This is a genomic window from Campylobacter sp. 2018MI13 (assembly GCF_018501135.1).
Taxonomy (GTDB): domain Bacteria; phylum Campylobacterota; class Campylobacteria; order Campylobacterales; family Campylobacteraceae; genus Campylobacter_E.
Map to the genome: position 1 here is coordinate 12,972 of NZ_JAHCZC010000005.1, position 15,481 is coordinate 28,452.

At 29.0% G+C, this 15,481-nt stretch carries 10 protein-coding genes; 2 read left to right on the forward strand and 8 right to left on the reverse strand.

From position 1 onward, the window contains the following. Window positions 1-59: 59 nt before the first annotated feature. Window positions 60-8,147, forward strand: a complete 8,088-nt coding sequence (locus KJQ99_RS01090) for a hypothetical protein (RefSeq protein ID WP_214149758.1) — start codon at window positions 60-62, stop codon at window positions 8,145-8,147. A 335-nt stretch (window positions 8,148-8,482) separates the two neighbouring features. Here the strand turns inward: KJQ99_RS01090 and ychF are convergent, their stop codons facing one another. The 8 genes from ychF to KJQ99_RS01130 are packed head-to-tail and all read right to left on the reverse strand — an operon-like array spanning window position 8,483 to window position 14,331. Next, complete coding sequence (gene ychF, locus KJQ99_RS01095) at window positions 8,483-9,586, reverse strand: redox-regulated ATPase YchF (protein ID WP_214119875.1); 1,104 nt, start codon at window positions 9,584-9,586, stop codon at window positions 8,483-8,485. Further along, window positions 9,583-10,995: a leucyl aminopeptidase gene (locus KJQ99_RS01100; protein WP_214115784.1), complete on the reverse strand. Its 1,413-nt coding sequence runs from the start codon at window positions 10,993-10,995 to the stop codon at window positions 9,583-9,585. Before KJQ99_RS01100 ends, ychF begins: the two co-directional genes overlap by 4 nt. Further along, window positions 10,979-11,629, reverse strand: a complete 651-nt coding sequence (locus KJQ99_RS01105; protein ID WP_250325095.1) for a DedA family protein — start codon at window positions 11,627-11,629, stop codon at window positions 10,979-10,981. Before KJQ99_RS01105 ends, KJQ99_RS01100 begins: the two co-directional genes overlap by 17 nt. Before the next feature lie 2 nt (window positions 11,630-11,631). Beyond that, on the reverse strand, window positions 11,632-12,180 hold the full coding sequence (gene apt / locus KJQ99_RS01110) for an adenine phosphoribosyltransferase (RefSeq protein ID WP_442862231.1): 549 nt from the start codon (window positions 12,178-12,180) through the stop codon (window positions 11,632-11,634). Next, the gene (locus tag KJQ99_RS01115; protein ID WP_214115786.1) at window positions 12,174-12,506 is read right to left on the reverse strand and encodes a hypothetical protein; all 333 of its coding nucleotides are present in this window, start codon (window positions 12,504-12,506) and stop codon (window positions 12,174-12,176) included. The genes apt and KJQ99_RS01115 overlap by 7 nt, the downstream gene beginning before the upstream one ends. Then, entirely contained in the window at window positions 12,507-12,947 is a 441-nt protein-coding gene (locus KJQ99_RS01120) for an RpiB/LacA/LacB family sugar-phosphate isomerase (RefSeq protein WP_214149765.1), read from the reverse strand. A gap of 32 nt (window positions 12,948-12,979) precedes the next feature. After that, window positions 12,980-13,417, reverse strand: a complete 438-nt coding sequence (smpB, locus tag KJQ99_RS01125; RefSeq protein ID WP_214115787.1) for an SsrA-binding protein SmpB — start codon at window positions 13,415-13,417, stop codon at window positions 12,980-12,982. 8 nt (window positions 13,418-13,425) lie between these two features. Then, window positions 13,426-14,331 carry a lipoprotein N-acyltransferase Lnb domain-containing protein gene (locus tag KJQ99_RS01130; RefSeq protein WP_214149759.1) on the reverse strand — a complete coding sequence of 302 codons (906 nt, stop codon included), beginning with the start codon at window positions 14,329-14,331 and terminating at the stop codon, window positions 13,426-13,428. Between the two features lie 51 nt (window positions 14,332-14,382). On the opposite strand from KJQ99_RS01130, the gene KJQ99_RS01135 reads away from it, so the two are divergent. After that, complete coding sequence (locus tag KJQ99_RS01135; RefSeq protein ID WP_214149760.1) at window positions 14,383-15,462, forward strand: Mrp/NBP35 family ATP-binding protein; 1,080 nt, start codon at window positions 14,383-14,385, stop codon at window positions 15,460-15,462. The last annotated feature ends 19 nt before the right edge of the window (window positions 15,463-15,481 follow it).

Sequence of the window (15,481 nt, forward strand, 5' to 3'; positions counted from 1 at the left end):
TTGATTTATATCAATTTTTTAGCATTAATAAAAATCAAGCAACTTTTTAAGGATTTCATATGAATAAGACCATAAGAATGTCATTACTAGCATTTACGATAATTAGTTCAGTTCAAGCAGCGACTGTAAGCACTGATAATAATAAAATTTTAACTATTCAAAATAATGATGATTATATCGATAACATTAAACAAACAAATGTAAAAAATATAATTTTTACCAATGGAACAAGTGCTGAAAATACCAATTTTACTATGAAAGGTGGTGGTGATTTTCACCCAGAAGATAGCTTTGAAGGAACTTTTAAGAATTTTACTATCGATAGTAAAGCACATATAGATACAAACAATAAAAACAAAGAAGAAAGAAGCACCTTATGGATGAATAAAACTAGCTCTATGACTGTCAAAAATAATTTAACTGTAATAGGAGATTTAAATGACCCAGCAAATATGCTAGAAACAGAACTAGGTAGTAAAGATGGCATATATATGCAAAATCTAAATGCAAAATTACTTGTAGAAGGCAACTTAATAGGTAATGACACTTATCTAGTAAATAATAATGGTGCAACATTTATAGTAAATGGTAAAACAAGTTTAACTAATACATTTTTACATAACATAAATGGAAATATGACATTAAATACCTTAGAAGGTAATGGCTCTTCTACTTCTAAGTTAGAAAATAAAGCCGGTAATCTAAACGCTGAAACTATTTCATCTACAACTATTAATAGCAAAGGCGGAACTCTAACTTCTAAAAATATCAATAATAATTCCATCATCAATAGCGAAACTGGTGGAACTATTAATGTTACAAATGAAATTAATGGCTCAACAATCAATGGTAATGGTGGGAATTTAACTGCGGGAAGTATTACCAATAATTCTACAATAACAAGCACGAGTGGAACTATTACTGTTAATAACGAGATTAATGGCTCAACAATCAATGGTAATGGTGGGAATTTAACTGCGGTAAATATCACAAATAAATCTACTATCAATAGCAAAGGTGCGACTATTAATGTTACAAATAATATTGATAATTCAACTATAAATAATGAAAATAGTGGAAATCTTACAGTAAATCAAAATATAACTAACTCAACTATTAAAAATAATGGTGGGACTATTAATGTTACAAATAATATAGTAGGTTCTACAATTGATGGAACTAGCGGGACTTTAAAGGTAGCAAACAATATAGATAGTTCAACTATCAATAGCAATGGTGCTAAAATTGAAGTTAAAAATGTTACAAACAAATCAACTATTAATAGTAATACAGAAAATACATTAACTATATCAGGCGATGTTATAGGCTCAACTATTAATAGTAATACTGGCGGAAAATTAAGCGTTAATAATGTTAAAGATAATTCAATCATAAATAGCAATAGTGGTGGAACATTAGAAGTTAAAAATCAAATTAATAAATCAACCATAAATAATAAAGGTGGGACTTTAACTGCAAAAGATGTTAATAATTCAACTATTACAAGTGATAGCGGGACTTTAAATATTAATGGCAATACAAGTGGCAATACTATTACTCACAATGGCGGAAATGTAACATTAGGTAGTGATAGTGCTGATAGTCTAGGCACTAATAATACGATTAATATCAATTCAGCTGGCTTTAATATAAATTCTAATTTACTAAATGGCACGATAAATACAAAAGATAATAATGCTGCTACTTTTACTAGAGATAATACAACTATAACAGGCACTAAAATCGTTGGAACTAGCAAAAACGCTGTTAATATAATAGGCGGTCAAAATAAAACTCTAAACCTTGTAAATGTTACTGCGAGTAATTCTGATATAGGACAAGAAAAAGGCAGCACAACAGGTGGGATTAATATCAAAGGTGGTAAATATACTGATGTTAATATAGGAACAACGGGTGGCACTTCAACACACGCTATACAAAAACTAACTATCACAGATAATGCAAATATAAGTGGGGATAGAATAAACGCTGATAATCTTACAATAGAGAAAAGCTCTGTAACTACTAGCGGAAGAATAAGCACAAATAGTAATGTTAAGATAGATAATTCTAATGTTAATTTTGAGCATATAGTTGTAGGTAAAGCAAATTCAACTATTAATATTACTAATTCAAATCTTACTTCAAACAACACTAAAGATGGTGGTATTTGGTCTACTCAAAGTGGAAATAAAATAAATATAACTAATTCTAAGCTAGATTTAGTAACCTTAAAAAGTGGTAGTGATATAACAATTAAGGATAATAAAACCGATAAAGCCTTAATGTCAAAAACAAAAGTAACATCAACTCAAGGCAGTGTAACTTTAGATAATACAGATAGTAATTCAGATATTCTTGCCAACCAAAATGTAAATATTAACAATAACTCAAATATCCAATCGGGTAAAATCATAGCTGAAAGCGGAAGTATTACGCTAGATAATTCAAATACAAGCGAAAACGCTAATTTAGAAAGTAAGTTTAATAATGTTACTTATAAAGGCAAGTCTAATATACAAGGCAATACCATAGCAGGAGCTGATATTATCATTGAAAATGGTGCAAATGTAAGCAAAGGAACTCACACAGCTGCTAATATTAAATTAAATCAAAACGGAAATATAAGTGGCTCATCAGAGCTAAACGCTACAAATCAAGCTGATATTAGTGGCAATGTAAGTGGTGGTAAAATCACTGCAAATAACACTATAAACATTAATTCTGGTGGTAATGTAAGTAGCGGAGAATTAAATGCAAATGATATATATGTTAAATCAGGTAGCAATGTAAATGGTGGAGTATTTACTAGCACAAATTCTATTAATATTGGAGAATTAGGTAAAGACAAAACTAATGTTAGTGGTGGAGAATTTACAAGTAATTATTTTAAATCTACTAATGCAAGTGTTAGTGGTGCAAATATCAATACAGACGGAGCTTATTTTCAAAACTCAACTTATAATGGAAATAGCTTTAAATCAACTGGCAATGTAGATATAGAAAATAATAGCGAAATTAATTCAGCCCTTGATATAGGTGGTGATGCAAAAATATCTTATGGAAGTAAGCTAAATGCAGATATTATAAATGTTAAAAATATAGACATTTATGAAACAAATACAATAATCAATGCCAATATAAATGCAAGTGGATTTTTAAATATGTATAGTGATGCTACCTTAAATGCAGATAAAACAATCAAAGCAAATAGTGCAAGAATAGGAAGTGGAAATATAAAAGGTATTTTAGATATAGATGATAGTGTGGATTTATTAAATGCAAATGTAGAAAAAACTGCAACAATTAAGGCAAATAATAAAATCCAAGCATATTGGGGGACTATAAACGGAGAATTAGAATCTAAAAATAGTGATATACTCTTAGGATATGGAGCTAAGTCAGATGAAAATGCTAAGTTTATAACAAATAGTGGAAGCGTTATTTTAAGTAATAAAATGCTTATGGATAACGCTCCTGTAACAGATACTCAAGATACCGATATAAAAGGGACAATTAATGCTAATAAATTGCTTGTAAAAGATGGTGCTACATTAAATGCTAATTCTACAATAACTACTACAGCAGAATTTGAAAGTGGAGCTATTTTAGGAGAAAGTGGTGTTGTAAATGCTAATAGCGTTACTTTAAACGATAGTAGCACTAAAACAAACTCACAAATTAATGCTACTGATATAAAAGTAAATAATGGCTCAACTATACAAGGTGGCTTAAAAGCTAAAGATATAACGATTGATAATTCAAAAACAGAAAATGCTATCATAAATGCTAATACAATAACCTTACAAAACAAAAGCGTAATCAACGAAGGCACAAAGCTTAGCACAAATACTAATGGTGGTAAAATCATAATAGATGGAAAAGATACAAAAGTATTAGCGTCAATTGAAGATACTGATAATTTAGAAGTAAGAAATCAAGCTACACTTAGTGGTAATGTAAATATCAAAAGCACTACTACTATAAAAGACGCTAATTTATCGGGAAATCTAACTTCTAATGAAGTTAATTTCATTAATTCTAAATTAGACAATTCAAAAGAAACTACAATCAAAGCTAATAAAACATTATTACAATTAGCTCAAGATATGCTTTTAGAAAAATTAAACATTCAAAATAAAGATGCTAATAAAAATAATGATGTTAGAATTGATGGGAATTTAAAAATTGCTAATTCTAAGATTAGTAATTCTAATATAAATGCAGCAAATGTAGATGATACATTAAATCTTAAAAATGTAGATTTAGCTAATGCAAATATAGGCAATGATACTAGCAAACGCTTAAATGATTTAACTTTAGATGATGTTAAATTTACTGGAGATACTATCAGTGCTAAAAATACTAATATCTTAAATACACAAGAAGCTAAAGGAATTAATGCTAATTTAATTAAAGCTGATGAGAAATTAAGCATTACAAATTCTAAAAATATAACAACAAATACTCTAAATGCAAAAAATACTGATATAAGTTCATCTAGCGTAACTTTAAATAATGGTAATTCTAGTGATTTTTCAGCTACTAAACAATCAGTTGTAAATGTTTTAGGAGAATTATTTACAAATAAAGCCTTAATAGATTGCTCTACTACTAATGATGGTTTAATTAAAGGAACTAATTTAGTTACCGTGCAAAATGGTTCTATTATTAATTCAAATATTAATAGTAGCGGTAGAGTAGATATAATAGGTGGTGGCTCTTGTGCTAATAACACAACTACTACAATTAATAAAGCAATAGAAACTAATGAATTAGTAGCTAGAAGAGGTGCAGTGATTAATGCAGATAGTAATTTTAACAATGCTACAATTGATAATGCTACTATAAAAGGAGATTTAACTAGCAAAAATCCTAGTGGAACGCTACTAATTGCAAATGGGGCTGAAGTTTCTGGCGGAAATATTGATGTAGCAGGTAATATAATCTTAAGCAATGACGCTCAAAATCTAGGAGAGCATAATGGAATTAGTCCAGAACCACCTGCTGCTAATAAGAAAACTACCATTAACTCTACTATAAAAAATGCTAATGATATTACTTTAGGAAAAGATACAACGATAAATGCAGATATTAATAAAGCTAATAATATTACAGCTACAAATGCTACATTGAACTCAAGTAATGTAAATGCTAATAATCTTAATGCTAATAATTCTCAAATAGGTAAAGATGATAAGAGTTCTAATATTATCTTGCAAGGAATGGCAAATATAGCAAATAGCGTAATTGATGCGACAATTAATGCTATAAAAGATATTGTTGTAACTTCAGATGATAAGAATAATCCAAGCAAGATTAATTCTAAACTAACTTCAAAAGAAAATATCACAGTCAAAGGAAGCGAGCCTACGCAAGTTAATGCTGATTTAAAAGCAGATAAAAATATCAATGTAACTAATGCAACTATAAAAGATAATACGAATTTAAATGCAAATAATGATATTAATTTAAACAACACTAAATCAAATAATATTAAAGCTACTTCAAATTCTGGGAATATTACTATTAGTGGTGGGGAGTTTAAAGGAAAAGACGCAATAATCACTGCAAATAATGGAAAAACCACATTAACTAATAATGCTAAAGTTTGCTCTAGCATTGATACTAAGAATTTGGATTTAAATAACAAAGCTAGTATTTGTAGCGATGATACAACTCCTGTTACAATCACTAGCACAGGCTTAAGCAATATTGATGGTAAAAATGGTGTTAATATAGGCAAAAATGTTACATTTAATGCGAATAATTTGGATATTAAAAATATTGATGATAAGTCTAAATTAGACGCTAAATTAAATGCTAGTGGGGAATTTAAAGTAAGTAATTCAACTTTAAAAAATGATATAAGCGTTAAAGGAAATAAAGCTTGTTTTAAACCAGATAGCACGACAACTCTTAAAGGAAAAGTAGAAGTAGATTGCCTAGATTCTAATCAAACTACATTTGATGGCGAAGTTATAGCTAAGAATGTAAAAGATAATGGCTCACAATTTAACAATAAAACTACAATAGATGGTGGGACAAATAATTTAAATAATTCAACATTTAATGATGATTTAACACTAAAAGGCGAAGGCAATACTAAATTAAGCAATGCTTCTATGAAAGATTTAGTAAATGAAGCTATTAAAGTGGTATTAGATAATATTAAATCATTTAATAATATTACAAATCAAAATGGCGGAGATTTAAGCATTAATAATACTGATAAAATCGCTGGAACGAGTATTAAAAATAATGGGGATAAATCTAAATTAGACTTTAATAATATAGGCGAATTAGCAACCAAAATTACAAATGATGATGGCGGTATTTTAAGTCTTACAAATGTTAAAAATGTAAGCGAAGATATTACAAATAATTCAGAATTGAATGTAAATAATTCTATTATTAATGCTGCTATTAAATATGACAATAATAAGTGTGGGACATTAAACACTAGCAATGGAATTTATAATAACAATGTAGAACAATGCAATATAAATGCGAACTTAAATAATACCTTTAATAAAGATATTTTAGTGCATAATCATTCAGAGATTTCAGGTAATTTCACTGCAAACACATTTAAAACAAATACGCTAAATGCTGATAATGCCTTCATAGAAATTACAGGAACTAAACCTATATCAAGCATTGATGATTTGGCTACAAATACTTATGATAAGACAAGCGATTTAAAAAATAGCACTTATACAATCAAAAATTCAACAATAAGAGCTACTAATACAAATAGCAATGGTATAGGTGGAATTAGAGCTGATAATTTAATAGTGGATAATTCACACATTCAAGCACAAGTTGTAACTAATACTCTAAATGCTAATAATTCTAAGTTTTATATTTATGGTGGTGGAATTGATACTAGTTTAGAAGATAAATTCAGTGGTCCTATCATAGTAAATAAAGAAGCTTTAGGAGAAAATAATGAAATCGTTTTATACAATACGAACTTAAGTAAGTTAATAAATACAAGAGTTCCTATTGCTATTGTAAATGGTAAAAAAGAAGATAATGAAAAAGATAAAGCTTATTTTAAAGTAACTTATAAAACCGTTTTAGCTACTTATAATACTAAGGTTTTAAGCTTTGATGAAATAGGTAAAGACGGAGTATGGAGTTTAGGTTTAACAGATAAAGACCCAATAATTAATAAAGATAGCATTAGGTCTAATTTAGAAATAGATAAAGAAGCTTTAAAAGGTTTTGGTAAGGTTAGTGCTGATGATAAGGATTTATTGACTTTAGAATATCTTGACCCAGCTGTTACAAGTGCGATTAAAAACATAATGTATACACCATATTATGTTGCTAGATATTATATTGATGATAATGACTTAAGATTTAATTACTTAAGAAATGATGATAAAAATAAAGGTTTTTGGATAAATTCTGATTATGGTTATTTTGAAACAGATTCAAATAATTTAAAAGGTAGCAGAGTTAATGTCGGAGTAGATAATAAAGTATCTTTAAAAAATCTTGATGTAGCTTATGGTATAAAAGCTTCTAAAGCAAAACTAAAAGCTAATAAAGCATTAAGCACTGATGTTGGAATAACTGGCATTGGACTTTATGCTAGCACGAATTTTAATTCGGGATTTTTCGTTGATTATGACTTAGATTTACTAACTTTAAAGGGTAATTATAAGAGCGATTTAGCGATGATAAATACTACAAGATATGATAATTTATGGCAAGCAAAAGTTAAAGTAGGACAAAGATTTGGCTCTGATTATTATGTAGAACCTAATGTTAAATTAATAGCTACTCGCTATCCAAAAGTAAATATTGATGGAGCAGTATTAGGAATTCAAACAGAACAAGCAGCTCAATATACTGCAAAAGCAGGTATTAAAGCTGGTGCTAAAATCAATGATAAAGTAGGTTTAAATACTGAATTTGCTTATATTAAAGACTTAAACGAAAGTCCAAGTAATAGTGCTAATGATGGTATGACTTATTATTTTGAAAGGGTTCAAGATAGAGGATTTGAAATCAAATTCGGAGCTAATTATAAACCTAGTGTTAATACTAACATTAATTTAGATTTTGCTAAGAGCATTACAAATCACTTTAATAATAACTACAATATAAACTTAGGATTTTCTTATAATTTCTAATCTAAAATCAAGCAAGACTTTTTTAGGTCTTGTTTGATTTATTTTCAATCAACAATATTTTTAATATTTTTAACTTATAAAAATTTTTATCTTTTCTAAATTCTATAAATAAAAAAGGATTTTTAAAAGATTAGCAAGACTTTTAATTGTATTTGATTTATCTTCAATCAATAATATTTTTAATATTTTTAACTTATAAAGATTTTTAACTTGTATTTTAATGTTTTATTTGAGTATTTTAAGTTTGCTTATAAAGATTTTTATCTTTTCTAAATTCTATAAATAAAAAAGATTTTTAAAAGATTAGCAAGACTTTTAAGCCTTGCTAATAAGATTTATACATTAAATCTAAAGTGCATTATATCGCCGTCAATTACTTCGTAATCTTTACCTTCTAAGCGTAATTTACCTGCTTCTTTAGCTTTTGCTTCGCCACCGCAATTTACAAAATCATCATAGCTAATTACTTCAGCCTTGATAAAGCCTTTTTCAAAATCATTATGAATTACACTTGCAGCCTTAGGAGCTTTATAGCCTTTATGAATAGTCCAAGACCTAACTTCTTTAACCCCGCAAGTAAAATAAGAAATCAAATTAAGCTTAGCAAAACTTGTCCTAATAATAGCCGCTAAACCGCTTTCATTTACGCCTAATTCTTTTAAAAACTCATTAGCTTCAGCTTCGTCCATTCCAACCAAATCTTCTTCAAGCTTAGCACATAATTTTAAAACACTATGATTTGATTTGGCTGCATATTCACGCACCTTTTTTACATAATCATTATCATCTAATAATTCATCTTCGCTTACATTAACGCCATAAATTACTTCTTTAGCACTAAGTAATCTTAATTCTTTATTTAAAGTTATAAAAGCTTCGCTATCACGATTTGCATATTCACTAGCTAATTTGCCATCTTCTAGGTGTTTTAATAAATCCTGTGCTAATTCAAGGCATTCTTTAGCACCTTTAAGATTTGCTCTTGCTTCTTTGCTAAGTCTATCAAGCTTTTTATTAAGTTGTTCAATATCAGCTAAGATTAATTCAAGATTTATGATTTCTATATCTCTTAATGGGTCAACCCCACCTTCAACATGAGTGATATTTTCATCATCAAAACATCTTACTATATGTAAAATCAAATCAGTTTCACGAATATTTGCTAAGAATTTATTCCCTAAACCTTCGCCTTTGCTAGCACCCTTTACAAGACCTGCAATATCTACAAATTCTATCATTGAGTGCATTATTCTTTCAGGATTTACTATATTTGCTAAGACTTTTAATCTCTCATCAGGCACTTCAACAATAGCTTTATTTGGCTCAATGGTGCAAAATGGATAATTTGCTGCTTGAGCGTTTGCTGCCTTTGTTAAAGCATTAAAAGTCGTACTTTTACCAACATTAGGAAGTCCAACAATACCTACGCTAAGGCTCATTTTGCACTCCTTGCCATTCTAAGTAAGTTTATAATATTCATTCTAACTCCAGCTGCACTTGCTCCATAAGCATTCTCGCCCCACACTTTTTCTACATAGGCAGGTCCAGCAATGTCTAAATGCAACCATTTGTCTTTATATTCTTTTCTAATAAACTCGCCTAAGAACATTCCTGCACTAATTGCTCCACCATATCTTGAGCTACCTGTATTGCTAACATCAGCTATTTTACTTTTGATAAGCTCTTTAATGTGTGGATTAAAGTGTAAAACGCAAGTATATTCGCCACTTCTTTTTGAATTATTATAAAACTCGTTTTGCAAGTCTTCATTATATCCCATAATACCACTTGTATATTCGCTAAGCCCAACCACACAAGCACCTGTTAAAGTAGCTAAATCTATTAATAAATCAGGCTTTAAATCTTGAGCAAAACTCAAGCAATCTGCTAAAACCAATCTTCCTTCAGCATCAGTATTTCTTACTTCTATACTTACACCTTCTCTTGAAATTAATACATCATCAGGCATATATGATTTTTCGCTTATGCAGTTTTGTGCTGCACCTATAATTCCGTGTATTTCATAAGGTAGTTTTAACATACTAGCTGCTTTTAAAATACCTAAAACAGCAGCTGCACCACTCTTATCAGCTTTCATAGTTAGCATATAATCAGCTGGTTTAAGACTTAGCCCACCTGTATCATATACAAGTCCTTTTCCTACATAAACTATTTTTTTAATAGCGTTTTGTGGTTTATAAGCTAAGTGGATTAATTTTGCAGGATAACTACTTGCACGATTTACTGCTAAAAATGCGTTCATTCCTTCTTTTTGTAAATAATCATCGCTATAAACATTGCATTCTAAATCAAATTCTTTAGCTAATTTTAAAGCGTCTTTTTCAAAACTAAGTTGATTATAAGTGCTTGGAATTTCATTTACTATATTTTTTACATCTTCACAAGCATTTGCTAATACTTTACCTAGCTCAACGCCTTGTTGAATATCATCGTTTTGTTGTGTTTCAAGGCTTATTAATTCTATTTTAGAATTCTTAGGCTCTTTATGATATTTGTTAAACTCATATAAAGATGAAATAACAGCATAAATATGAGCATAAGCACTATAAAACTCACAACCAAGATTAATAAATTCAAGGCTAATGCTTTTTATATTTAAGTTCTTAATGCTCTTAATAGCACTACCTAAACTAGCTATAAAACTAGCATAAGTTAATTCATCGTTTAAGCCAACATAAAGCGTTCTTTTAGCTAGGTTGCAAATCGCTCCAACTCCTTTATAATCATTTATTTCAAAAAATTCTTTATCATCAAATCTACTTAAATCTTTGTTTTGTATCAAACAAACTTTAAAATCAGTATTTTTTTCATTAAATACTACTTTCATTTTTTTTACCTTTCTTACTTAATAATTTATTTTCTAAACTTTTAAAAGCATATAAAATTAAGCATAAAAATCCTACAACTAAAATTCCTGCCAAATACCAATGGTCTTTCGCCCAATTAATAATCTCCCATATATGCTCGCCAAAAATATACACTATAAAAATAGTAATAGCAGCCCATACTTGAGCTGAAATAAAATTAATTATTGCAAATTTCTTTGCACTATAATTAGTAAGCCCTATACTCATAGGAATAACGGTTCTAAAACCATACATATAGCGTTGAATAAATATTATAGGCCAGCCGTATTTTTGAAGTAAAATCTGTGCTACTGCAAATTTTCGCCTTTGTGTTTTTAGCTTTTTTCTAATATAGCTTTTTGAGTATCTTCCTATATAAAAATATATCTGATCGCCCAAAAATCCCCCACAACCTGCTATAAATGTGATAAGTCCTATATGAATATGTTCTCCGTGAGCTGCAAGTCCTGCTAGTATTAATGCAGTTTCGCCTTCTAGCGTGCACCATAAAAATATAATAATACTAGCAATTACGATTTTATCTCTAAATAAGGAAGTTAAAACCCCCTCAGGGTCAGCAAAAAAGGAATTTATAAAATTAATTATCATATCCATTGCTAATCCTTTAAAATGCAATAAATATCATCACAATGCTCTTTTAAAGCTTTATATCCACCGATATTTATATCTATTAAAAAACAACTCTTAATCTCTTTAGCACCTGCTAATTTTAATAATTTCATACAAGCAATGCTAGTGCCACCCGTTGCTAATAAATCATCCATAAAAAGAACTTTTACATCTTTTTTACCTAAAAATGCGTCCTTTTTCATTTCTATTTTATCTTTGCCGTATTCTAAATCATATTCAATACTTAATAGCTCTCCTGGGAGTTTGTTTTTCTTTCTAATTGGAACAAAAGGGATATTTAAAATAGCTCCTAATGCAGCTGCAAAAATAAAGCCACGACTTTCAGCTCCTACTAAAAAATCAAATTCTTCATCTTTATATTTATCTTTTAAGTGATTTATTAAAACTTGCCAACCTTCTTTATCTGCTAAAAGCGTGGTAATATCTGCAAATACAATTCCTTCTTTTGGGTAGTTTGGATATCTTTTTATCTTCTCATTTAATAATTTTTCTATATTCATATTAATCCTTATAATAAGCTTTCAATTTTTGCTTCTAATTCTTTGATTTTTGTATTTAATTTATTATTTTCTAAGCGATATTGAGAATTTCTTGTCCTAAGGCTTGTTAATTCACTTTTTACCTTATCTAATTCTTCATTTAATACATCTATATTTCCTAAAGAGCGTTGAAGTTGTGTTTGTAGCTTTCTCATAACCACTTCTGTATCATCAAAATTAGTTTTTAAAAACTCTTTTGAGGCTCTTTCTTTATTAAGTAATGATTTATAATAATAAGTCATCACTAAAAAATAAATACATATACAAACTAAAGCAGTAATAACCATCCAAATAAATAACATTTATTGCCCTAATTTTTTTACTCTATTTTCGTGTCTTCCACCAAGAAATGGGGTATTTATAAAGGTTATGATTAATTTTTTTGCAAGTTCAAAATCAACAAATCTAGCGCCTAAAGATATAACATTAGCGTCATTATGCTCTCTTGCCAATCTTGCATAATCTTCGCAATGACAAAGTGCTGCACGAATATGCTTATGACGATTTGCCGCTATGCTAATTCCTATACCACTTCCACAAATAATAACACCTATTGAATTTGTATCGTTTTTAAGCTCATTTGCTAATTTATTAGCATAATCAGGATAATCCACACTATCATCACTATCACAACCAAGATTTATACATTCGTATTCTTTACTAAAGTATTCAATCAAACTAAACTTTAACTTAGTTGCTGCGTGGTCGTTTGCAAAATAAATTCTCATATTTTTCCTTAATATAAAATAATTTTAGTTTAATATTTAAGAGTTAATTAATAATACGCTCTTGCTTCTCGTTTTAAATCTCTTTCTTTGATTGCTTGACGCTTGTCGTGAAGATTTTTTCCTTTTGCTAAAGCTAGAGTTCCTTTCAAAATCCCACGCTTAAAATAACAATTTAGTATTACTAAAGTAAATCCATCTGTGCTGATTTTACCTATTAATTTATCAATTTCTGCACGATGAAGCAATAATTTCCTAGCTCTTCTATCTTCGTGAGTGAAGTATTTATTCGCCGTATTCATATGACCTATGTGGCTATCAAGTAGCCAAGCTTCACCTTTGATTATCCTTACAAAAGAATCTTTTAAATTGATTTTGCCGTGTCTTACAGCTACAACTTCGCTACCTAATAAGGCAAAACCACATTCATAAGTATCAATTATGCTATATTCAAATCTTGCTTTTTTATTCTCTGCAACGCTTTTCATTATTATCCTTAAAATGAGTATATAAGACCGATTTTAGCGTAATTTTGATTAGCAATTAAACTTAAACGATAATTTTTATAATCAAAATAAGTATTAAGATTTATATGTTTTTTATCAGCACTAATTTTTATACCAAAATTATCAAAATCCTTTAAATAACCTATGTTTAAGCCGTAATTATTAGCCCCTATAAAAAAACCTTCATAATAATACCCTAAGAAAAAATTAGCAAACACCCTAGCCTTTTTATATCTAATTCCTAATTCAAATTCATAGCTAATCTTTTCGTATTCGCTAATTTTTATAGGGCTTATATAATTTTTATTAAAGTTTAATATGTTTAAACTATGAGATAATTTATCATTTAGACTAAGAATACTTATCTCAAAATCAAGGCTATTTTTTTTATCATATTCATAAAATAATCCTACTTTATGAAAGTTCTTTTTATAATCAGTATTAAGCGATACAAAACGAATTGGAATTAGGCTTGATTTAAGATTAACACCATAGTTTTTGGCATACATACTTAAAGCTGATGAGCAATTTTTATGCAAAAATGTATAAGTATCATAAATCTCATCTTCATAAAATAAAGCTGATAGATTGGCTTCTTGGCTATCATCTAAATTAAGCGGATAGCATTTTACTTGTCTTTCATCATCTTCATAAAACTTAATTAATTTATCCTTAGGCAAAATTTGCATAATGCCTTCTACTCCAAAAAGTGCTGATAAATTATCTTTAATATTTAAATTACTATTTAGATTAAAACTAGCCGCTTTATTGTTATAAGCTAAAAATATATGCCCAAACATAGTATCAAGTCGCTTGTAGCTATCACTTACATAACAAACACTAATATCACTTGCTCTTAAAAAAATACTAATAATTAATAAAAATACAAATTTCATCTTATTATTTTACTTTTTTTGTTAGCATAAAAGGTAAAAAAAGGAGAAAAAATGGAAATAATTGAACTATTCAAAAATGTCAAATATCCTAATTTTCAAAAGGATATTGTAAGTTTTGGTTTTGTAAAAAGGTGCGAATTAGCAGGAGATATTATCCTAATGGATATTGAAATTCCAGCTGCAAGTGAGCAAATAGCAAATGCTATTAGAAATGAATGTGAAGCAATAGCTAGAAATAATCATTATAAACTTGAGCTTAAAATCATTCAACCAAAATTAGAAGAGCCAGAAGTAAAAAGACCAAAAATCAAAAATCTAGCTCCACAAATTAAGCATTTTGTGATGATTAGTAGTGGAAAAGGCGGAGTTGGCAAAAGTACAACTACTCTAAATCTAGCATTATCACTTGCAAAACTTGGTAAAAAAGTAGGAGTGCTAGATGCTGATATATATGGTCCTAATATGCCAAGAATGCTTGGTGCTGAAAACGAAAAACCTGTAGTAGTAGGCAATAAAATCCGTCCTGTTAAAGCTTATGGAATTGAGTTTATGAGTATGGGAATTTTAATTGAAGAAGGACAAGGATTAATGTGGAGAGGCTCTATGGTTATGAAAGCAATTGAACAGCTTTTATGCGATGTGTTATGGAGTGAGCTTGATGTATTATTACTTGATATGCCTCCAGGAACAGGTGATGCACAAATTACTCTAGCTCAAAGCGTGCCTGTTAGTGCGGGAGTTTGCGTTAGCACCCCACAAGCAGTAAGTCTTGATGATAGTAAAAGAGCTTTAGATATGTTTAATAAATTAAATATACCTGTAGCTGGTGTAATTGAGAATATGAGTGGTTTTATTTGTCCTAATTGCGATGTTGAGCATGAGATTTTTGGTAAAGGTGGAGCGCTTAATTTAGCTCATGAATATGATTGCTCTGTTTTAGCTTGTATTCCTATTGATTTATCAATTAGAACGGGTGGAGATAGTGGTAAGCCTATTTCTATGTGTGAGCCAAATTCAATAGTAGCAAAAAGATATGAAGAAGCTGCATTTAAATTAATTGAGTTTTTAAACACTACTAAAGCTGATAATTCTAGTATTCAACCAACGACAAACACTCCGGCTTGTCATTAATAAAAAGAAGGGTTTTTAA